General features: G+C 66.5%; 17 protein-coding genes and 1 riboswitch. Of the genes, 11 read left to right on the top strand and 6 right to left on the bottom strand.

Annotated features, from left to right (window positions below; all coding sequences use genetic code 11):
• The first annotated feature begins 30 nt into the window (after window positions 1–30).
• Window positions 31–1,128: a D-alanine--D-alanine ligase family protein gene (locus ACIBI6_RS12870; protein WP_364341834.1), complete on the top strand. Its 1,098-nt coding sequence runs from the start codon at window positions 31–33 to the stop codon at window positions 1,126–1,128.
• 149 nt (window positions 1,129–1,277) lie between these two features.
• Here ACIBI6_RS12870 and ACIBI6_RS12865 read toward each other — a convergent pair whose 3' ends face one another.
• Complete coding sequence (locus ACIBI6_RS12865) at window positions 1,278–1,916, bottom strand: DUF3515 domain-containing protein (RefSeq protein ID WP_396956180.1); 639 nt, start codon at window positions 1,914–1,916, stop codon at window positions 1,278–1,280.
• Between the two features lie 158 nt (window positions 1,917–2,074).
• On the opposite strand from ACIBI6_RS12865, the gene thiL reads away from it, so the two are divergent.
• From thiL to ACIBI6_RS12845, 4 genes are read left to right on the top strand one after another with little or no spacing between them, the layout of a single operon-like run.
• Window positions 2,075–3,205, top strand: coding sequence for a thiamine-phosphate kinase (gene thiL / locus ACIBI6_RS12860; protein WP_396956179.1), 1,131 nt, complete (start codon window positions 2,075–2,077; stop codon window positions 3,203–3,205).
• Window positions 3,206–3,216: 11 nt separating this feature from the next.
• Window positions 3,217–3,900, top strand: a complete 684-nt coding sequence (locus ACIBI6_RS12855) for a uracil-DNA glycosylase (protein ID WP_364341828.1) — start codon at window positions 3,217–3,219, stop codon at window positions 3,898–3,900.
• Between the two features lie 44 nt (window positions 3,901–3,944).
• Window positions 3,945–4,211 carry a hypothetical protein gene (locus ACIBI6_RS12850; protein WP_364341827.1) on the top strand — a complete coding sequence of 89 codons (267 nt, stop codon included), beginning with the start codon at window positions 3,945–3,947 and terminating at the stop codon, window positions 4,209–4,211.
• A gap of 57 nt (window positions 4,212–4,268) precedes the next feature.
• Window positions 4,269–5,132 (top strand): alpha/beta fold hydrolase, encoded by an 864-nt coding sequence (locus ACIBI6_RS12845; RefSeq protein WP_396956178.1) that lies wholly within the window; start codon window positions 4,269–4,271, stop codon window positions 5,130–5,132.
• On the opposite strand, the gene ACIBI6_RS12840 is transcribed toward ACIBI6_RS12845, so the two are convergent.
• The 3 genes from ACIBI6_RS12840 to rpmB all read right to left on the bottom strand — a co-directional run bounded on the left by ACIBI6_RS12840 (window position 5,133) and on the right by rpmB (window position 6,743).
• On the bottom strand, window positions 5,133–5,915 hold the full coding sequence (locus ACIBI6_RS12840; RefSeq protein ID WP_364341823.1) for an enoyl-CoA hydratase-related protein: 783 nt from the start codon (window positions 5,913–5,915) through the stop codon (window positions 5,133–5,135).
• 39 nt (window positions 5,916–5,954) lie between these two features.
• Window positions 5,955–6,446, bottom strand: a complete 492-nt coding sequence (locus ACIBI6_RS12835) for a GNAT family N-acetyltransferase (RefSeq protein ID WP_396956176.1) — start codon at window positions 6,444–6,446, stop codon at window positions 5,955–5,957.
• 105 nt (window positions 6,447–6,551) lie between these two features.
• A complete protein-coding gene (rpmB, locus tag ACIBI6_RS12830) occupies window positions 6,552–6,743 on the bottom strand; it encodes a 50S ribosomal protein L28 (RefSeq protein WP_011210730.1) in 192 nt (63 codons plus the stop codon).
• A gap of 329 nt (window positions 6,744–7,072) precedes the next feature.
• On the opposite strand from rpmB, the gene ACIBI6_RS12825 reads away from it, so the two are divergent.
• Together ACIBI6_RS12825 and recG are read left to right on the top strand one after the other, a co-directional pair.
• On the top strand, window positions 7,073–9,616 hold the full coding sequence (locus ACIBI6_RS12825; RefSeq protein ID WP_396956175.1) for a DAK2 domain-containing protein: 2,544 nt from the start codon (window positions 7,073–7,075) through the stop codon (window positions 9,614–9,616).
• A gap of 4 nt (window positions 9,617–9,620) precedes the next feature.
• Window positions 9,621–11,894, top strand: a complete 2,274-nt coding sequence (gene recG / locus ACIBI6_RS12820; protein ID WP_396956174.1) for an ATP-dependent DNA helicase RecG — start codon at window positions 9,621–9,623, stop codon at window positions 11,892–11,894.
• A gap of 72 nt (window positions 11,895–11,966) precedes the next feature.
• Here the strand turns inward: recG and ACIBI6_RS12815 are convergent, their stop codons facing one another.
• A complete protein-coding gene (locus ACIBI6_RS12815) occupies window positions 11,967–13,388 on the bottom strand; it encodes a short-chain fatty acyl-CoA regulator family protein (RefSeq protein WP_364341817.1) in 1,422 nt (473 codons plus the stop codon).
• 271 nt (window positions 13,389–13,659) lie between these two features.
• Between ACIBI6_RS12815 and ACIBI6_RS12810 the strand changes: the two genes are divergently transcribed.
• Window positions 13,660–14,046 (top strand): nuclear transport factor 2 family protein, encoded by a 387-nt coding sequence (locus ACIBI6_RS12810; protein ID WP_364341816.1) that lies wholly within the window; start codon window positions 13,660–13,662, stop codon window positions 14,044–14,046.
• Between the two features lie 286 nt (window positions 14,047–14,332).
• Here ACIBI6_RS12810 and metE read toward each other — a convergent pair whose 3' ends face one another.
• Window positions 14,333–16,588: a 5-methyltetrahydropteroyltriglutamate--homocysteine S-methyltransferase gene (gene metE, locus ACIBI6_RS12805; protein WP_364341814.1), complete on the bottom strand. Its 2,256-nt coding sequence runs from the start codon at window positions 16,586–16,588 to the stop codon at window positions 14,333–14,335.
• A gap of 141 nt (window positions 16,589–16,729) precedes the next feature.
• Window positions 16,730–17,000: riboswitch (cobalamin riboswitch) on the bottom strand.
• Window positions 17,001–17,233: 233 nt separating this feature from the next.
• On the opposite strand from metE, the gene ACIBI6_RS12800 reads away from it, so the two are divergent.
• From ACIBI6_RS12800 to coaD, 3 genes are read left to right on the top strand one after another with little or no spacing between them, the layout of a single operon-like run.
• Entirely contained in the window at window positions 17,234–20,638 is a 3,405-nt protein-coding gene (locus ACIBI6_RS12800) for a pyruvate carboxylase (RefSeq protein WP_364341812.1), read from the top strand.
• Window positions 20,635–21,195 carry a 16S rRNA (guanine(966)-N(2))-methyltransferase RsmD gene (gene rsmD / locus ACIBI6_RS12795; protein ID WP_364341810.1) on the top strand — a complete coding sequence of 187 codons (561 nt, stop codon included), beginning with the start codon at window positions 20,635–20,637 and terminating at the stop codon, window positions 21,193–21,195. The genes ACIBI6_RS12800 and rsmD overlap by 4 nt, the downstream gene beginning before the upstream one ends.
• 54 nt (window positions 21,196–21,249) lie before the next feature.
• Entirely contained in the window at window positions 21,250–21,735 is a 486-nt protein-coding gene (coaD, locus tag ACIBI6_RS12790; protein ID WP_364341808.1) for a pantetheine-phosphate adenylyltransferase, read from the top strand.
• The last annotated feature ends 52 nt before the right edge of the window (window positions 21,736–21,787 follow it).

The following is a 21,787-nucleotide window of genomic DNA, read 5'->3' as shown; positions in this document are numbered from 1 at the left end:
TCGGCATCCATAACGGGTACGGTTCGGTGCATGACGAACCGGATCAGGGTTGCTGTGGTGTTCGGCGGGCGCAGTAACGAGCACGCCGTCTCGTGTGTGTCGGCCGGCAGCGTGCTGCGCAACCTCGATCCGGAGAAGTACGAGGCAGTGCCCATCGGTATCACCCGCGACGGCGCCTGGGTGCTCGGTGGCTCCGAGATCGCGGTGCTCGGGTTCAAGGACAATGCGCTGCCCGCCGTCGACAGCAGCGGCACGGCGTTGACACTCGCTGCCGATCCGAGCCGGTCCGGCTCGTTGGTCGCGCTCGACGACCCGCGACCGGCGCTCGGGTCGGTGGACGTGGTGTTCCCGATCCTGCACGGTCCGTTCGGTGAGGACGGCACGCTGCAGGGCATGCTCGAATTGGCCGGGGTGCCGTATGTCGGGCCGGGCGTGCTGGCCAGTGCGGCGGGCATGGATAAGGAATTCACCAAGAAGCTGCTAGCCGCGGAGGGGCTGCCGATCGGGCGGCAGGTGGTCTTGCGGCGCGGGACCGACACCATCCACGCGGACGATCGGGCGATGCTGGGCCTGCCGGTGTTCGTCAAACCGGCGCGCGGTGGTTCCTCGATCGGCATCACCAAGGTCACCGACTGGAGCGAGTTGGACGCGGCGATCGCGACGGCGCGCGAACACGATCCGAAGGTGATCGTGGAGGCGGGCATCGTCGGACGCGAAGTCGAATGCGGCGTGCTGGAATTCCCGGACGGACGGGTGGCAGCCAGTGTGGTCGCCGAGATCCGGATGCCCGAGGCCGATGCCGCGGCACCGGAGTTCTACGACTTCGACACCAAATACCTCGACGACGTCTGCGAATTCGATGTTCCGGCGAAGCTGGACGACGAAGTTTCCGACAGCGTCAGGGAACTCGCGGTGCGGGCGTTCAAAGCGCTTGACTGCCAAGGGTTGGCGCGGGTGGACTTCTTCGTCACGCCGGAGGGGCCGGTGATCAATGAGATCAATACGATGCCCGGGTTCACCTCGATTTCCATGTATCCGCGGATGTGGGAGGCGACCGGAATCGACTACCGGGCACTGGTTTCCACGCTGATCGAGACCGCGCTCGCACGGGGTACCGGGTTGCGGTGAGCGACACTCTCTCTTTTGGAGCCGGCTCAGGGAATGGGCGCGGTCGCGTGTCCGCTCGCAATCGGCGGATGTGTCCTCGACTCGCACACTCGGTGTCGTAAGTACACACCCCGTATACGGATGTGGAGCGGCCATGCGGGGTGTGCACGTCAGTTCGGCAGCGGCCCGGGATCGATCGGCTGGGCCGATAGTTTGGCGGTGATCGTGTCCGAAACTCCTTGCAGCGGAGTGGGACCGGAGCCGTCGGGGACGGTCAGCGCTATATAGGTTTCGCGGTCGACGGCGAACCAGGTGCTTGCCTTGGCGGCCGCATCGCGGACCTCGAACCACTGGACCCCATTGACGATCTGCAACGGCGATGCGCGGTTGAACTCCAGCGGACGTTCCAGACCGCAGCGCAGCACGATGGGGTCGCCGCCGTCCTTGCGCCGCCAGGCGCGGGTCGCGGGGGGAGCCGGTTCCACCAGCGTGGATTTCGAGTAGTCGCCGAGATCGACGGGCAGTGCGGGCAGCACGTCGGTGCACGCGGGCCCGTCCGCGGCGGGTGCCGGTACCGGACCGAGGACCAGGGGTTCGCGTTCGGTCGGCGCGCGGTGGGCCAGCACTGCGGCGACCAGAACGGCGACTACCAGCACCACCGGGAGTGCGACTGCGGTCGCGATCAGGGCGGGCGGGTAGCCGCTGGATTCGTCCGCGGATTCGGAGCTCACGCCCTCGGCGTCTTTCGACAGCTCGGCCTTCGACGACTCCGTCTCCGACGAATCTCGGTTCGACGACTCCGCCGCCATGCTCACCGATCCTTCCTGCTCGCGCTGGTGGGGTCCGGTCACCTGCGGGATGGGTGCCGCGCACCGGCCTGGTAGTACTCGATTGCCCTGGAAAGGGTACCCTCGGGGCGATTTCAGCCAGCACGACGCCGGGAAGGGGCCAGGTCATCAGCGACAGCATGCGGCCGAAGACAGTGCGTGAGCTGGGGGAGTTCGCACTGATCGAGCGGATCAACACGGGACGGGTGCAGGCGCCCGGCGTGCTGCTCGGCCCCGGTGACGACGCCGCCGTGGTGGCCGCGCCGGACGGCCGGTTCGTGGTCACCACCGACATGCTGATCCAGGATCGACATTTCCGGCTCGACTGGTCCGATCCGCGCGATATCGGGCGTAAGGCGATCGCGCAGAATGCCGCCGATGTGGTCGCGATGGGAGCTGTCCCGACCGCATTCGTGGTGGCGTTCGGCTGTCCGGCCGATACGCCACTCGAGCTGGTGGACGGACTCACCGACGGAATGTGGGCCGAGGCGCGGCGCGCGGGCGGCTCCATCGCGGGCGGCGATGTGGTGCGCAGCCCGCAGTTGGTCATCTCGGTCACCGCGTTCGGCGATCTGGACGGCCGCGCGCCGATCACCAGAGCCGGTGCGCGCGTGGGGGATACGGTCGCGGTGGTTGGCCGTCTCGGCTGGTCTGCTGCTGGGTTGGCGGTGTTGACCGGCGGATTCGATCCGGCAGACGAACTCTTCGCCGAAGTGCTTGCGACCCATCGGGCCCCGCGGCCGCCCTATTCGGCGGTGCTGGCGGTGGTCGCCGATTCCGTTGCTGGAGTCGGCAACTCGGGTGCCGCCTTGGCGGATGGACTGCTCGGCTCGGAGCACATCGGGGTGTCGGATCAGTCGAACGCGACGGAGTTCGGATCCGAAGGCATTATCGGATCTCCCACCGAATGGCCGCCGATACCCACCGCGCTCACCGATATCTCGGACGGATTGCTCGCGGATCTGGGGCACATCGCCGAGGCATCCGCTGTCGCCATCGACGTCGACTCGAAATCATTGCGCGATCCCGCTTTGGCGAATATCGCGCGGCGTCTGGATGCCGATGCGACGCAATGGATTCTGACCGGCGGTGAGGATCACGCCTTCGTCGGAACCTGGCCCGCGCACCGGGAGCTACCGCCCGGCTGGTTGCCGATCGGACGGGTGCTGGCAGGTCACGGCGTCACCGTAGACGGAGTGCGGCATCCGGGCAATGGGGGCTGGGAATCGTTCAGCGGGGTGGACTCGGCATCCGAGCCCGAGCCACGATAGGTTGTGCGGTCATGGGCGCGAAACCACTGACGGAAATCATGGATCCGGGCTGGGCGAAGGCTCTCGAACCGGTTGCGGCACAGATCTCGGCGATGGGCGAATTCCTGCGCGCGGAGAATGCGGCGGGCCGCGGTTATCTACCGGCCGGTGACAATGTGCTGCGCGCCTTCCAGCGTCCGTTCGATGCGGTGCGCGTGTTGATCGTCGGCCAGGATCCGTATCCGACGCCGGGACATCCGATGGGCCTGAGTTTCTCTGTCGCCCCGGATGTTTCGCCGGTTCCGCGCAGCCTGGCCAATATCTTCGCCGAATACAGTAAGGACCTCGGCTACCAGACGCCATCCAATGGCGACCTGAGCCCGTGGTCGGATCAGGGCGTGCTGCTGCTGAACCGAGTTCTGACGGTTTCGCCGGGACAACCCGCCTCACACCGCGGCAAGGGCTGGGAAGCGGTGACCGACCAGGCGATTCGCGCGCTGGTGGCCCGGGACGAGCCGCTGGTCGCGATCCTGTGGGGTCGTGACGCGCAAACACTGAAACCGCAGCTCACCGCGGCCGAGGTGCCCTATATCGAATCCGTGCACCCGTCGCCCCTGTCGGCCTCGCGCGGCTTTTTTGGTTCGCGACCCTTCTCACGAGTGAATGAACTACTCGACGAATTGGGTGCTGAACCTGTTGACTGGCGCCTGCCCTAGATCTCGGGCGTCGAGGTTAAAACACAGTAGAGGAGCATAATTTCATGCAGAACAAGACCGTTCGCGGCGCACTGCGCGGCACCACCGCCACGCTGGCCCTGTGCGCGGCCCTGGCCGGCGGCAGTGCGGCGGCGAATGCGGCCGGGTTGCCGCTCGAGCCCGCCACGGAGACCTCCGCGCCGAATACCGCCGCTCCGGTCGGCGAGGAATTCACCTCCAATGGCTCCTCGACCATCTCGTCCTCGGTGAATGCCAAGGTCGCGTGCCTGCTGCAGAACACCATCAGCGCGCAGGGCAAGTGGGACTGCTGAGGTCCCATTTATCGGGGCTCGCATGAGTCCCCGCGGTAGCTGTGCGATCGTAGGATCGTGAGTAATGCGAACAACCTTCTCGATCCGATCCGGCTGCGACTGCGCGGTTCGGATGGGATCGAGCTGGCCGCCGACCAATTCGGCCCGGCGGACGGCCCGCTCGTCCTGTTCCTGCACGGTGGCGGTCAGACCAGACACTCGTGGAAGCAGACCGGTGCGAAGCTGGCCGCCGCCGGGATGCGGGTCGTCACGCTGGACGCGCGCGGCCACGGCGACAGCGCTTGGTCGTCGACCGCTGATTACCGGCGTCACACGATGGTCGCGGACCTGGTGGCGGTCCTCGAACAGCTGGCTGCCCCCGCGGTCGTGGTCGGTGCGAGCATGGGCGGGATCACCGGCCTGCTCACCACCGCGGATCCGGGCGGCGCGCCGATCACCGCACTGGTGCTCGTCGACATCGTCACCCGACCCGAACCCGCCGGTGTCGCGCGGGTGATCGACTTCCTCGGCAAACATCGCGACGGCTTCGACAGCCTCGAGCAGGCAGCCGACGCGGTCGCGGAATACATGCCGCATCGGCCACGGCCCAAGAACACCGACGGCCTGCTGCGCAATCTGCGCCAGCGCGACGGCCGATGGTACTGGCATTGGGATCCGGATATGCTCGGCGACCGCGTCGAGGATGCGAGCGAAATGGTCCCGCAGCTGGAGGCCGCCGCGCGCGCCCTCACCATTCCGGTGCTGCTGGTACGCGGCATGCAATCCGATGTGGTGACGCCGGAAGGCGCCGCGGAATTCCAGGCATTGGTGCCGCATGCGCAGCTGGTCGAGATCGGCGGCGCGGCGCATACCGCGGCCGGTGACGACAATGATTCGTTCACCGACGCGGTCGCGAAATTCGTGCTCCAGGTGCGCGGTTAGCTACCGGTTCTGGTAGTCGGGCTTGCGCTTCTCGACGAAGGCATCCACACCCTCGCGCCCGGCCGGGCTGTTCGCCGCGGCGCTGATGGCGTCGCGCTCGTAGTCGAGCTGATCGCTCAGCGTCGACGAATTCGACCGTGCCAGTAGCGATTTGATGCTCGCGTAGGCCGATCGCGGTCCGGCGGCGAGGGTTCGGGCCACATTCAGTGCCTCGGCCCGCACCTGCTCGTCAGCGACGAGCCGACTCAGGATGCCGAGGCGCACCGCCGTTTCGGCGTCGAGAATCGCATCGGTGAGCAGGATTTCGCGGGCGCGTCCAGCGCCGACGATCCGCGGCAGCGTCCAGGACATGCCGCCGTCCGGGCTCAACGCAATGCCCGGATACGCCGGGCGCAGCTTGGTGCTCGGACCGCCGATCGCGATATCCGTCGCGCACACCAGGCTCATCCCGGCTCCGGCCGCCCAACCCTGCACCCCGGCGACGACGGGCACTATGGTCTCGTCGAGCGCGCGCACGAAATCGTGCAGATCCGTCGCGAGGCCGTAGATATGACCGGCCCGGTCCTCGGCCGCCGCGAAGCCGCGCACATTGCCACCCGCGGAGAAATTCGGTCCGGCGCCCGTCAACAGCACGGCACCGATCTCGCGGCCCGCGGCCCGCAGTGCCTCGGTGCCCGCGTTGATACCCGCGAAGTCCAGCGAAGTGCCGTTCGCGGCGGTCGAGATGGTGATTTGTAGTACGCCGTCGACAACGGTGACGTACTCGGTGTGCGTGGAAGTCATGGCCAGCACATTAGCTCCCCGCCTCGAGCCGACTTCCGGTCAGCGCCGCACCATGCGGACTTCGACGGCGGGGGTGAAGGCCTCGATGCGGCTGGTGCCGTCGAGTTCGAAGCGGTGTTTGCGGTAAAAGGCCTGGGCGCGTGGGTTCTTCTCGAAGACCCAGAGCGAGCACGGGATGTCGGGTGGGACGGCGGCGCGGATGAGATCGTGGGCGACGCCGGTGCCGTACCAAGTGGCGCGGACATAGAGGGCGTTGAGTTCGGTTGGGGTGACCGGTGATTCGTCGCGTGCCGCGCCCACGCTCGCGAAACCGATCACCTCATCCTCGACGAGCGCGACATAGGTGCTGCCCGGATAGCGGACCCGGACGCGTTCCCATTGCTCCGCGCGGCGTTCTACCTCGAACGCATCCAATATGTGGTCGGGGACCAGGCCGCGATAGGCCTCGCGCCAGCAGGCGATATGGCATTCGGCGAGGCCGTGGACGTATTCGGCGGGGAGTGGGGCTATGCGCCAGGCGGGCTGGGTCATGCAGACCATCGTTGTCGAGGGAGGTCGTCGATGACCAGGGGCCGCAGATGACAACGCCCCGAGCACCTGATGGTGTTTCGGGGCGTATGTCGGTCTCTGGGTGAATCAGCCGCGAACGACCTTGCCCGCCTTCAGGCAGGAGGTGCACACGTTCATGCGGCGGGTATTGCCCGGCGCGACCTGGGCGCGCACGGTCTGGATGTTCGGGTTCCAACGACGGTTGGTACGCCGGTGCGAGTGCGAGACCGACTTCCCGAAGCCGGGGCCCTTGGCGCAGACGTCGCAGACGGCAGCCATAGTCGCGAACTCCTTCATGTCATGTGGGGACCGCCGCACGTCGGCAGCATGTCCGGAAACAATGTCTTAATGCCCTGCCGACTGACGTCGGCCTGCGCAAACCCTCTGGGCCGCGCTAGGCAACCCTGCAAGGGTAGCTGGCGGCGCCCGGATCCACCAAACCGGGTCATGGAATGACGACCCGTGGGCACACCCGATGGTAGTGGATCGGTGTCGCCGATCGACTGTCGGTATCGCCAGCTAACCTGGCCAACGGTGGCAGAACCTTTCGAGCGATCTGCCAGCAGTCGCTTGGGTGCGGGTGGCGGTGTGAACGATCGCGGAGAGAGGTGGCGGTGCCCGGAGTGCGGGACATGATGGGTGATGGCCCCGACGCGGGACTGCCTGCCGTTGCCGGGCCGAATGAGCTGAACGGCACGGGTCTACTGCGCTGGGGCCGAATCTGCCTCGAAGGCCTGCAGCAGCGGCGCGAGGAGATCAACGCCCTCAACGTCTTCCCCATCGCCGACGCCGACACCGGTACCAACATGCTCGCCACCATGCGAGCGGCAATGCAGGCCGCGGATGCCGCCGTGATCTCGGCGCGCGGGTCCGAACGATCGGATGGCGCCGCGACCGAGGGTGTTGCTGCGGACGGCGACGCGGTCGCCGGTACTGCGGTGTCGGACGCCCGGGCGGTCAGTGGTTTTGCGGCGGTTGCCGGGACGATCGGCGGTGCCCCGGTATCGGACACCCCGACGACGTCGCCAGAGGAGTTCGCGGACCGAGTTATCGCCACGAACGGCATCGATCGCCGCGGTCTGTCTGATTCCGCGGCGCGTGGGAGCTCGCGGAACGGCCCCAGCGCGGCGCTGTGGGGTGCAACTGCCGACGGGTATCCCGACTCGAGCGAATCGCTCTCGACGCACGATGTGGCCATGGCTATGGCGCGCGGGGCGACGCTCGGGGCGCGCGGTAATTCCGGGATCATCCTGTCGCAGGTGTTGCGGGGGATTGCCGAGGCGGTGCGCGGTGGGCCGCTGACGGCGCAGACGTTGCGCGACGCGCTGGCCACCGCATCGGCGCTGGTGCGGGAATCGTTGAGTGTGCCGGTCGAGGGGACCATTCTGACCGTCCTGGATAGGGCCGCGGAATGTGCCGCTGCCTGCTCGGAATCCGCACTGGCCGAGGTGGCGGTGGCGGCGGCCGATGGCGCCGCCAAGGCGCTCGGTGATACACCCGCCCAGCTCGGTGTGCTGCGCCGAGCGGGGGTGGTCGATGCGGGCGCGCGCGGGTTGGTCGTGCTGCTCGACAGTCTGGTCGCCCTGACCCTCGGTGAGACACCCGCTCGGCCGGGATACGCGCGCGGCGAATTCGTATTCGCCGGTGACCAGGCGGGTGCTGATCGTGGCACCGCCGCGGCGCAGGCTGGTTCCGCTCTGCGAGCCGACGCCGAACCGTATGGCAGCTGTGCCGAATCCCTGAACAGTGCCGAACCTCACTTCGAGGTGATGTACCTGCTCTCCGACACCGACGACCAACGAATCGCACACCTGCGCGACCGCCTCGCCGACCTCGGCGACTCCGTCGTGGTCGTTGGCGACGGCGCGGGCTCGTGGTCCGCGCACGTCCACTGCGCCGACGCGGGTGCCGCCGTTGAAGCGGGAATCGCCACCGGCACCCTCAGCGCTATCCGCATCGAAAGCTTCACCACCGACGCAGCCCGGGCACTTGCTGCGGATCGTACCGACGCTGCTGTTCGGCCTGTTCATGTTGGACGCGCAGCTCCGTCTCCGCGTGCTGCCGCCAGCGGGCACCACGATGCAGCTCCCACCGGTGAGGCCGGCGGGCACCACGATGCAGCTCGCACCGGTGAGGCCGGCGGGCACCGCGATGCAGCTCGCACCGGTGAGGCCGGCGGGCACTCTGACACAGACCCTGCGAACGCTACGGGGCGGGTTGATGCCGGCGCGCGGCTTGGAGGTACTGGGCACGCGGTTCCGTCCGCGCATGTTGATGGTGGCGTGCACCGCGATTCAGCGCCCGCCGATAAAGCGGATCGCACTGATGCTCGGGGGCACCGCGATTCAGCCCCGGCGGACCTTGTGGATCCCGCTGATGTGGCCGCTCAGCCTGGTAGTGCCGGACGCACTGACGCGACCGCACGCGTTCAGTTTTCCGGCGTGTCCATCCGATCGGGCGTTGCCACGCACACCGGATCCGATCACGAAGGGCCCGCAGATCGCGCCGTTCTGGCTGTCGCATCGGGGGACGGCGCGGCGGCGCTGTTCGAGGCCGGGGGTGCGGTGGTGCTCGGCGGTGATGGGCGGGTGACCAGTGCGGCGCTGCTTGCGGCGATTCGGCAGCTGCCTAATCGGGAGGTGTTGGTGCTGCCGAACGGCGCGCTGCCCGCGCATGAGCTGGTTGCGGTCGGTGTTGCGGCTCGTGACGCGCATCGGGACGTGTTGTTGTTGCCGAGCGGGTCCATGGTGCAGGGGTTGGCGGCGCTGGCGGTGCATGATTGCGGCCGGATCGCGGTGGACGATGCGTTCGCCATGTCGGAGGCGGCGGCCGCGACCCGTTGGGGCTCATTGCGTGCTGCCACAGAGCGGGCGCTCACCATGGTCGGCACCTGCGAGGCCGGTGATGGGCTGGGGCTGGTCGGTCATGATGTCGTGGTGATCGATCGGGATGCGCCGAGCGCGGGGCGGACCCTGCTGGACCGGATGCTCGCCTTCGGCGGTGAGCTGGTCACCCTGCTCATGGGTGTGGCGGCCCCGGCCGAACTCGCGGACGAACTGGCCGGGCATATCGCGAACGGCTTTCCCGGTGTCGAGGTGAGTGTGTATTTCGGTGGGCAGCAAGCGGATCTGGTGCAGATAGGGGTGGAATAGGAATATGGCGACACTCAGCGATCGGCTGGACCACCTGCTCGGCGTGAAGGCAGCCGAGCCGCTCGCCGACGCCTTCGACATGCATACCGTCGAGGATCTGTTGCGGCACTACCCATTACGCTACGCCACCCAGGGCCAACCGCTCACTCAGGAGCAGCCGGAGGAGGGCGCGCACATTACTGTCATCGGCCGGGTGACGAAAACCGAACTGCGCCCGATGAAGAACCGCAGGGGCCGACTGCTCAAGGTCGCACTCGACACCGGTTCGGTCACCCCGATCGATATCACCTTCTTCAACGGCGACAAGGTGAGTTACCTTGTCCGCGAAGGGGTCCGGGCCATGATGTCGGGCACCGTGCACTGGTGGCGCCCGGATCGCTGGAACCTCTCGCATCCGGATTATCTGATCCTGCCCGAGAAGGAAGAGGACTCGATCGAGAACCTCACCTCGGTACGCGGCGGCGGCGCACTGCGTGGATTGGCGCAGAGCGCGAAAGGTAAAGGGGGAGTGGATGTCTCGTTCTTCGAACGCGAATACATCCCGGTGTACCCCGCGACCGCCAAGGTGCAGAGCTGGGATCTGCTCGCCTGTGTCCGGCAGGTGCTCGACCAACTCGACCCGATCGACGATCCGCTACCAGGTGACCTGCGCGAGGACCGCGGGCTGGTGAAGATCTCCGACGCACTGCGCCTGATCCACCTGCCCGAACGCAAGTCCGATATCGAACAGGCCAGGGAGCGTTTGCGTTTCGATGAGGCGCTGGCATTGCAACTGGTGCTCGCCGAGCGGCGACATGATGCGGAGGCGCGGGCGGCCCGGCCATGTCCGCCCCGATCCGACGGTATCGCAGCGGCTTTCGAAACCCGCTTGCCGTTCGAGCTGACCGAGGGACAGCAAAAGGTGATCGCGGAGATCTCCGACGATCTCGCGCGCAGCCATCCGATGCACCGGCTACTGCAGGGTGAGGTGGGTTCGGGCAAGACCATCGTCGCACTGCACGCCATGCTGCAGGTGGTCGACGCCGGTCAGCAATGCGCACTGCTCGCGCCGACGGAAGTCCTTGCCGCCCAACACTATCGGTCACTGCGCACGATGCTCGGCGATCTCGGCACCGCCGGTGAACTCGGTGCCGCCGAGAACGCGACCAAGGTCGTGCTGGTAACCGGCTCGATGTCGGCATCGGCCAAAAAGGCCGCGCTACTGGATGCGGTCACCGGCGAAGCGGGCATCGTGATCGGCACGCACGCACTCATCCAGGACGCGGTGGAGTTCTTCGATCTCGGCATGGTGATCGTCGACGAACAGCATCGGTTCGGTGTGGAACAGCGGGACGCGTTGCGCGCCAAGGCGAAAGCCGGTACCAGCCCGCATCTGCTCGTCATGACCGCGACCCCGATCCCCCGCACCATCGCCATGACCACCCTCGGTGATCTGGAGACCTCCACCCTCACCCAGCTGCCCCGGGGCCGCTCGCCGATCGTGTCGAAGGTGGTGCCGCGCAAACAGCATCCGAACTGGGTCGACCGTGCCTGGGAGCGCATCCTGGAGGAGGTCGGCGCCGGACGGCAGGCCTATGTGGTGTGCTCGCGCATCGGCGACGACGAGGAGAACGGCAAGGCCCGCAACGGAAAGAAGTCCGGTAAGGCAGAGGAGAAGGAAGGCCCGACCACGGCCGCCGCCCTCGAGGTCTTCGACATGCTGCGCACCGGTCCGCTCGCGAGCGTCCGGGTCGGCCTGCTGCACGGCAGACTCCCGACCGATGAAAAAGACCAGGTAATGCGGGCATTCAACGACGGCGACATCGATGTGCTGGTCTGCACCACGGTCGTCGAGGTCGGCGTCGACGTGCCCAATGCAACCGTCATGGTCATCGTGGACGCGGATCGCTTCGGTGTCAGCCAGCTACATCAGCTGCGCGGCCGCATCGGCCGCGGCAAACATCCCGGCCTGTGCCTGCTGATCACCGACGCGGGCCCCACCGGCACCGCCATGGCCCGCCTGGACGCCGTCGCCGCCACTACCGACGGCTTCGAACTCGCCGTACTCGACCTGCGCCAACGCCGCGAAGGCGACGTCCTCGGCGCCGCCCAATCCGGCACCGCTCGCTCCCTGCGCTTGCTCTCGCTACTCGACGACCTCGAAGTCATCACCGCCGCCCAAAGCCTCGCCCGCCAGGTAGTCGAATCCGACCCAGGCCTACACCACCACCCAGGCCTGGCCACCATGATGCACGCCGCTGTAGACGCCGAACGCTTGGAGTACCTGGCGAAGTCTTGATCGAGAATGCGCTGCTGGACAGGCCCTACTCGACGTTTGCACTGCATCAGTGCATGCTGGTCAATTGTCCGGCTAGCGCAGGGCTCGGGGGTAGGGAAGATCGGTGCTGATGTGCTCGGTGACTGCGAGAGGGTTGCCGATTTGGGGGAAGGCGCGCTGCGGGCAGGAGGGGCGCTCGCAGACCTTGCAGCCCGCGCCGATCGGGACCGCTGCGGCCGGACTGTCGAGTTGTAGACCATTGGCATACACCAGCCGGTCGGCGTATTCGATATCGCAACCCAGCCCGATCGCGAAATCCTTTGTCGCCGTGCCAAATCCGTGTGGCCCGGCCAGCGCGGTGCGGGCGATCCAGAGGTAGCGGCGACCATCTGGCATCGCCGCCATCTGGGTCAGGATGCGACCCGGATTGGCGAAGGCCTCGTGCACAACCCACAGCGGGCAGCTGCCGCCTACCCGGGAGAAATGGAATGCCGTGGCGGACTGGCGTTTCGAGATATTGCCCGCCCGATCGGTGCGGACGAGGAAGAACGGAACGCCGCGCTGTCCCTGCCGCTGCAGGGTGCTCAACCGGTGGCAGATGGTTTCGAAGCCGACCTCGAAACGCAGGCTGAGCAGATCGATGTCGTAGCGCAGTTCCTCGGCCGACCGCAGGAAGCGGCCATACGGAAGTACCAGCGCGCCCGCGAAGTAGTTGGCCAATCCAATGCGCGCCAACGTCCTGGATTCGCCGGTGAGTGACGGTGTTTCGGCCAGTACGGCATCCAAATCCTTGCCGTACAGCAGAAACCCGAGAGTGGTTGCGATTTGAAATGCACGCTGCCCGGGACGCAGCCGCCGCGCCAGCGTCAGCGTGCGGCTGTCCGGATCGTAATGTCGTTTCGGGATGGACGGATCCGCGCCATCACCGCGCACCAGCACGGTGACCCCCGCGCGCTCCTCGGCGACCCTCGCGAGTTGCCGATCGAGTGACCCGATGCTCAGACCACACTCCTCGAAGAGCTGTTCTGCCGCATGATCGAGTTGCGCGATGTGATTGTGATGGTCGTAGAAGAAATCCCGCACATCCTCATACGGCATGGGCACGCCGGGTGCGCCCGCTGGCGCGGCTACCCGCGCGGAGAGTAGATCGAGTTGATCGGTCGCGGCGCGCAATCGCCGATGCATCGCGACGACGATTCGAGACACCTCCGGAAGTCGCGTCGCCAGCTCTTCCACCTCTGTCAGTGGCGCACTGTCACCGCCCGCCGCATCGACGAGGACCTCGTGCAGATCCGAGACCAGCCGGGCATCGGAGTCGGCGGCGAAAAATTGCACGTCGAGGTCGAAGGTGGAGTTGAGCTTCAGCAGCACCGGAATGGTTAGCGGTCGCTGATCGCGCTCGAGCTGGTTGAGGTAGCTGGGCGATAGATCCAGGGATTTCGCCAGCGCCGCCTGGGTCATCCGCCGTTCCTCGCGCAACCGTCTCAGTCGGGCGCCCGCGTACATCTTGCGCACCGCAAGATGGTAGCCCTCACAATTCGCAATCATCGCAAATTGAAGGATTCTCGCCCGCAGAAATCTGCTGTTGCAAGGGATTTTGCCGAAGATCAATCCTGCGTAGCGTGCGAAGTAGGGCAGCTGGCTCGTCTGGCGTCGGAGTGCCGCAGCGCGAACTGCTGGTCAGGGGCTGATCCTGGCGCAACCAAGCGATTGTTTGGTGTAATCGGTGCGATCGAATCGACCGATGTGCCCGATCGCATCGGCGCAAGGAAGCGAGCGAACTTCAATGCCGAGCCCCGACGAAATCGTCACCGCCATGTGCCGCAGCTGGTCCGATCCCGACCCGGACCGGATCAGCGCCTTCTTCGCCGAAGACGCCGTCTACCACAACATTCCGATGGAACCCGTCAGCGGCCGCGCCGCCATCCGCGATTTCATCGCCGGTTTCCTCAACACCTTCGAATCCATTGAATTCGACGTCCACCACCAGGTTGCCGCCGGGAATATCGTCATGAACGAACGCACCGATATCTTGCGCGGCCTCGGCAAAGACACCCCGCTGCCGGTAGTGGGCGTCTTCGAGGTCGCAGACGGCGCCATTACCGCCTGGCGCGACTATTTCGATATGGCCGCCATCAACCGCGCCTTCGGAACCGCGCCCGCGGCCGAATAATCGAGGGAACCGAATCGGTCGCCCATGCGTCGAATAGGACATCGGGGGTGATATCTGATGGCGACGTATAAGGAGGGGTATGCATGGATCGTTGCTCGGAATGTCATACGGCCTGGCGGCGGGGACTGAGCGCGCGGTCGCGCATGCGCCCGATGGTCCGCAACGGCGAGAGTTGTGAGAGGTACACACCGCGTCGTCGGCTCCGGCCCTTCCCCGGGGCCGAATCTCATTGATACGCAGCCCGATAGCGCGGTGACCAAACCGCGCTATCGGGCTGCACGATCTTCTAGCGCACCGCGGCCGCAGCAGCGACCAAATTGCGCAATGACGCCTCGACCTCGACTGGTCCACGCGTCTTCAACCCGCAGTCCGGATTGACCCAAAGCCGTTCGGCGGGAACGGCCTTCAGTGCGGCGCGCAGGGAGGCGGTGATTTCCTCCACACTCGGCACCCGGGGTGAGTGGATGTCGTACACACCCGGTCCGACGCCGAGATCGAAGCCCGCGGCATTCAAGTCGTCGAGCACTTCCATATGCGAGCGCGCCGCCTCGATCGAGGTCACATCGGCATCCAATCCGGCGATCGCATCGATGACCTCACCGAATTCCGAATAGCAGAGATGGGTGTGGATCTGTGTGGCATCCGATACCCCGGAGGTCGCCAACCGGAACGCGCCGACCGACCACTCCAGGTACGCGCCCTGATCGGCCGCGCGCAGCGGCAGCAGTTCCCGCAGTGCGGGCTCGTCGACCTGGATGATCCGAATACCCGCGGCCTGCAGATCGACCGTTTCGTCCCGGATCGCCAGCGCCACCTGACGTGCCGAATCCGCCAACGGTTGGTCATCGCGCACGAATGACCAGGCCAGAATCGTCACCGGGCCGGTCAGCATGCCCTTGACCGGCTTATCGGTCAACGATTGCGCGTAGCCGATCCAATCCACCGTCATCGGTGCGGGCCGCGCCACATCTCCGAACAGAATCGGTGGCCGCACGCAACGGGTGCCGTAGGACTGCACCCAGCCCGCGTCGGTGGTGGCGAATCCGTCGAGCTGCTCGGCGAAGTACTGCACCATGTCATTGCGCTCCGGCTCGCCGTGCACCAGCACGTCCAGGCCCAGTTTCTCCTGCAACGCGATGACATCCGCGATTTCCGACCGCATCCGCCGCGCGTATTCGGTCTGATCGATCTCACCCCTGCGCAGTGCCGCACGCGCCAGCCGGATCGCCGAGGTCTGCGGATACGAACCGATCGTCGTCGTCGGCAACGAGGGCAGCCGCAGCCGCTCGGCCTGTAATGGCCGCCGCTGTTGCGCGGGAGCCCGCCGAGTTGCATCGGGACCCAGCGTGGCCAGGCGCGCCCGCACCTGCGGATTGCCCAACCGGGGATCGGTGCGCCTAGTGGCGAGAGCGGCACGGACCATGGCCAATTCATCGCAGATCGCCTCAGACCCCGCACTCAGTCCGGTCGCGAGCAACCGCACCTCGGCGACCTTCTCCGCACCGAAGGCCAACCACGAACGCAGCCGCTGGTCTAGGCCGGTTTCGCTCGCCAAGGTGTAGGGCACGTGCAGCAACGAGCAGGAACTCGATACCGCAACGGACTTCGCGCACCCCAGCAGCGTGCCGAGCATCGTCAAAGCCTTATCCAAATCGGCCCGCCAGACATTTCGCCCGTCGACCACACCCGCCACCAGCAGCTTGTTCACCAGTGCCGGCACACCGGAGAAGTCCGCGTCTATGGTGAAATCCAGTGCGATACCTTCGATTTCGGTCTCGGCCAAAGCGCTCAACGCAGCACCTGGCTTGCCGAAGTAGGTGGCCACCAGCAGTGCTGGACGATCCGTCGCGGCCGATAGTTCGGCGTAGCTGCGCCGTACGAGTTCCACCTCGTCAGCCGTCAGGTCGGTGACCAGGACCGGCTCGTCGAGCTGCACCCACTGCGCGCCCGCCGCGGCCAGCAGCCGCAACAGCTCCCGATAGAGCGGCACCAACTCCTCCAGGCGATCCAACGCCGCACCACCGGTCGCCTTCGCCAGCTTCAGGAAGGTGATAGGCCCGACCACCACCGGACGCGCGGGCACCCCGAGTGCGAGCGCCTCCCGCAGCTCATCCAACACCTTCGACGGATCCAGCGAGAACACCGTCTCCGGACCGATTTCCGGCACCAGATAGTGGTAATTGGTATCGAACCACTTGGTCATTTCCAGCGGCTCGACCGTATCGGTGCCGCGCGCCGCCGCGAAATAGCGATCCAGCGGATCGGCGATACCGGCCATCCTGGGCGGCAGCGCGCCGAGCAGCACGGCGGTATCGAGCACCTGGTCGTAATAGGAAAAGGTGCCGACTGGGATGGAATCCAGACCGGCCCGCTGCAATTCGGTCAACTGATTGTGCCGCAGGTCAGCGGCGATCGCGTGCAGCCGCTGCGCGTCGATGCGTCCGGCCCAGTAGGACTCGGTGGCGCGCTTGAGCTCACGGTGCGGCCCCACCCTCGGGAGACCGAGAACCGTCGCGGTGAACGGGTTATGCGTAACAGTCACGAATTTCTCCAGTGCTGAGATCGAAGACCATCGCCCTACGAGCTAGCGGAGACCGAGTGACGTGCCGGCGCACCGACGGAGCCCGACAATCACACCCAGAGGTCCGCGCGCCCAGTCCACGAGGCGGTGGCCGCCGGATACGGCGTATCCGACACGGCTGGCAGGTCTTCGGACTTGCGGGCACGGGCCTTCTGGCCGACCCCGTACGGGGCTCACCTACTGGCCGTCGCTTCCCGGGCTGACCATTTCGACCTGCAAGCAGTCGCTACGGCCCATTTCGAGCGACCTGCAAGCAGTCGCTACGGCCTACCCAGTGCTGATGACGGCGGTCGTTCCTGCATACCGCTGCGGGACAGTCCCGGATTCTCACCGGGTTCCCTCTCGTCCGCGCACCGGTTACCCGATCCGCGAACTCGACTCCGTAACGCGACGACGGGGCTCCATCTCGTCTGCGCACGGCGAACCAGCTGCGTCGACCAGCATAGTCGGTAGCGCCATCCGATTTCCGTGCTACGCCAGTCAACACACAGTTATGTGTCAGCGATATGAACACAACTTCGCAAGCCTGCTAGGACTCGTTGTGAAGATTCCTGCGAAAGGGACTTCCCTGTCAGGCCACGATTCCGGGGCGGGTACCTTAGTTCAATGTTCTCGAAAGTCTTGGTTGCCAACCGTGGCGAGATCGCCATCCGCGCCTTCCGTGCGGCCTACGAACTCGGCATCGGGACAGTCGCCGTCTTCCCGTACGAGGATCGCAACTCGGTCCACCGGTTGAAGGCCGCGGAGTCCTACCAGATCGGCGAACAGGGGCACCCGGTTCGGGCGTACCTGTCGATCGAGGCGATCATCGCGGCGGCCAAGTCCGCGGGTGCCGACGCCATCTACCCCGGTTACGGCTTCCTCTCCGAGAACCCGGACCTCGCGGCGGCCTGCGCCCGCGAGGGCATCACCTTCATCGGTCCGTCGGCCGACGTGCTCGAACTGGCTGGTAACAAGGCCCGTGCGATCGAAGCGGCGCGGGCGGCGGGGCTGCCGGTGCTGAAGTCCAGCGCCCCCTCCGCCGATGTGGACGAACTGCTGGCCGCATCCGAGGTCCTGGATTATCCGATCTTCGTGAAGGCCGTAGCGGGTGGCGGTGGGCGCGGTATGCGCCGGGTGGCCGATCCGGCACAGCTGCGCGAATCGATCGAGGCCGCATCCCGTGAGGCGGAGTCGGCCTTCGGTGATCCGACCGTCTTCCTGGAACAGGCCGTGGTGAACCCGCGCCACATCGAGGTGCAGATCCTGGCCGACCAGCACGGGAATGTCATGCACCTGTTCGAGCGCGACTGTTCGGTGCAACGCCGCCACCAGAAGGTGATCGAGCTCGCGCCCGCCCCGAACCTGGATCCCGCACTGCGCGAGCGCATCTGCAACGACGCCGTGGCCTTCGCTCGCCAGATCGGCTACAGCTGCGCGGGCACCGTCGAATTCCTGCTCGACGAGCGCGGCAACCACGTCTTCATCGAGATGAACCCGCGCATCCAGGTCGAGCATACGGTGACCGAGGAGATCACCGATGTCGATCTGGTGCAGTCCCAGCTGCGCATCGCGACGGGGGAGAGCCTCGAACAGCTCGGCCTGAGCCAGGACAAGGTCGCCATTCGCGGTGCGGCCCTGCAGTGCCGGATCACCACCGAGGATCCGGCCAACGGCTTCCGCCCCGACACCGGCCGCATCACCGCCTACCGCACCCCCGGTGGCGCGGGCATCCGCCTCGACGGCGGCGCGAACCTGGGCGCGGAGATCGGCGCCTACTTCGACTCGATGCTGGTCAAGCTCACCTGCCGCGGCCGCGATCTGCACGCTGCGGTGGCGCGCGCCAGCCGTGCACTCGCGGAATTCCGCATTCGCGGCGTCACCACCAACATCCCGTTCCTGCTCGCGGTGCTCGACGATCCGGACTTCAGGGCGGGCCGGGTCACCACCTCGTTCATCGATGAGCGCCCGCAGTTGCTGACCCTGCGCGGTTCGGCCGACCGCGGCACCAAGATCCTCAACTACCTCGCCGATATCACCGTCAACAAGCCGCACGGCGAGCGTCCGACCACGGTGTATCCGCACGACAAACTGCCCGCCATCGATCTGAGCGTGCCGCCGCCGGACGGTTCCCGTCAGCGGCTGCTGCGCCTGGGCCCCGAAGGCTTCGCGCAGGCGCTGCGCGAGCAGAAGGCCGTCGGCGTCACCGATACCACCTTCCGCGACGCGCACCAGTCGCTGCTGGCCACCCGCGTGCGCACCAATGGTCTGCTCGGTGTCGCCGGACATGTCGCGCGTCTGACACCGGAACTGCTCTCCATCGAGGCTTGGGGCGGCGCGACTTACGATGTGGCGCTGCGCTTCCTGTTCGAGGACCCGTGGGAGCGGCTGGCCGCGCTGCGCGAGGCGGTGCCGAATATCTGTCTGCAGATGCTGCTGCGCGGACGAAACACGGTCGGCTACACACCGTATCCGGAGCAGGTGACGCGCGCATTCGTGCAGGAGGCGACCGACACCGGTATCGATATCTTCCGCATCTTCGACGCGCTCAACAATGTCGATCAGATGCGCCCGGCCATCGATGCGGTGCGCGAAACCGGTACGGCCATCGCGGAAGTCGCGATGAGCTACACCGGCGACCTGTCCAATCCGGACGAAAACCTCTACACCCTCGACTACTACCTCAAGCTCGCCGAGCAGATCGTCGATGCGGGCGCGCACGTGCTGGCCATCAAGGATATGGCGGGCCTGCTGCGCGCTCCGGCCGCCGCGACCCTGGTCTCCGCGCTGCGCAGGAACTTCGACTTGCCGGTGCACGTGCACACCCACGACACTCCCGGCGGTCAGCTGGCCACCTATCTCGCCGCCTGGCAGGCCGGTGCCGACGCGGTCGACGGCGCGAGTGCCGCCATGGCCGGAACCACTTCTCAGCCAGCGCTTTCCGCGATCGTGGCGGCTGCGGCGCACAGCGAATTCGACACCGGCCTCAACCTGCAGAATGTCTGCGACCTGGAGCCGTACTGGGAGGCGCTGCGAAAGGTGTACGCGCCCTTCGAATCCGGGCTTCCCGCGCCGACCGGCCGGGTGTATACCCACGAGATCCCGGGCGGTCAGCTGTCGAATCTGCGGCAGCAGGCGATCGCGCTCGGTCTCGGTGACCGCTTCGAAGAGGTCGAGGCGAAATACGCTGCGGCGGACCGACTTCTGGGCCGCCTGGTCAAGGTCACCCCGTCCTCGAAGGTGGTCGGCGACCTCGCGCTCGCACTCGTCGGCACCGGTGTCGACATCGAAAACTTCGCCGCCGATCCGGGCCGTTACGACATTCCGGATTCGGTAATCGGTTTCCTGCGTGGCGAACTCGGCAATCCGGCGGGCGGCTGGCCCGAGCCGTTCCGCAGTCGGGCACTGGCCGGTCGCGGACCGGCCAAGCCGGAGACCCCGCTGACCCCGGCGGACGAGGCCGGACTCGCCGGTTCCTCCGAACTGCGCCGTGCCACGCTCAACCGGCTGCTCTTCCCCGGCCCCACCGCCGAATTCCTCGCGCACCGCGAAAAGTACGGCGACACCATGGGGCTGTCGGCCAACCAGTTCTTCTACGGCTTGCGTCGCGGCGAAGAACACCGTGTGCAACTGGAGAAGGGCGTCACCCTGCTGATCGGACTGGAGGCCATCTCCGAACCCGATGAGCGCGGTATGCGCACGGTCATGTGCATCATGAACGGCCAACTGCGCCCGGTCGCCGTGCGCGACCGCTCCATCGCCAGCGATATCCCGGCCGCAGAGAAGGCCGATAAGAACAACCAGGGCCATATCGCTGCCCCGTTCGCCGGTGTGGTGACACTTGCCGTGTCCGAAGGCGATTCGATCGCGGCGGGCGATACCGTCGGCACCATCGAGGCGATGAAGATGGAGGCAGCGATCACCGCGCCGCGCGGGGGCATCGTCGGGCGCGTCGCGATCGGCAAGGTACAGCAGGTCGAAGGCGGTGACCTGCTGGTCGAACTGACGGTGCGCGAGTCCGCGGCCGAATGACCCGGATCGTCGCGGGTACCGCGGGCGGGCGCCGGTTACGCGTCCCGCCCGCGGGCACGCGCCCCACCTCCGATCGGGTGCGCGAGGCCCTGTTCAGCGCCCTCGACGCCCGCATCGATTTCGACGGCCTTCGGGTACTCGACCTCTACGCCGGATCCGGTGCACTGGGCCTGGAGGCCCTCTCACGCGGCGCCATGCACGCCCTGCTTATCGAGTCCGACCGCAAGGCTGCCGCCATCGTGCGCGGCAATATCGCCGACCTCGGTCTGCCGGGTGCCGAACTCCGCATCGGCTCCGTCGCCACCGTCCTGGCGGGCGGCGGTGCGGGAAAGTACGACGTGGTCTTCTCCGATCCGCCCTACGACGTCGACACCGCGACGGTCACCGCCGACCTCCGCGCCCTCGCCGAACACGATTGGATGGCACCGGACGCCCTCGTCGTAGTCGAGCGTTCCATCCGCTCACCCGAGATCGTCTGGCCCGCAGGCTATATCCCCGCGAAGGCGCGCAAATACGGCGAAACCCGCATCGAACTAGCCGAGTTCGCCCCGGAGTAACTCCGCCATCGCGGCATTCGAGGTCACGATCCGGCCTCCTGATACCGTCTGTCCATGGCAGAAGCGTTGTGCCCGGGCTCGTTCGACCCGGTGACCAATGGACATATCGACGTCTTCGCGCGGGCCGCGGCCCAGTTCGACGAGGTCGTGGTGACCGTCATGATCAATCCCAAGAAACAGGGGATGTTCAGCGTCGAGGAGCGCATGGAGATGCTGCGCGAGGCCACCGCGCACCTGCCCAATGTCCGGGTGGAGTCCTGGCAGGGTCTGCTGGTGGATTTCGCCAAGCAGGAGGGCATCGGCGCGATCGTCAAGGGTCTGCGCGATGCTACCGACTTCGGCTACGAACTGCAGATGGCGCAGATGAACAAGAAGCTCAGCGGCGTCGACACCTTCTTCATCGCCCCCAACCCGGCCTTCAGCTTCCTGTCCAGCTCACTGGTCAAAGAAGTCGCGACCTACGGCGGCGATGTCACCGATATGCTTCCGCCCGCCGTCCACAAGCGCTTGGTCGATCGCCTCGCGGAACGCAAAGGCTGAACGCCCAACGAAATCCGCCCCGGTTCCGAAGAACCGGGGCGGACTCGTGATA

This window comes from Nocardia sp. NPDC050412, from assembly GCF_044458825.1.
In the GTDB taxonomy this organism is placed as follows: domain Bacteria; phylum Actinomycetota; class Actinomycetes; order Mycobacteriales; family Mycobacteriaceae; genus Nocardia.
Note: the sequence above shows the minus strand (reverse complement) of the source record. Positions and strands in the feature narration are given on the sequence as shown.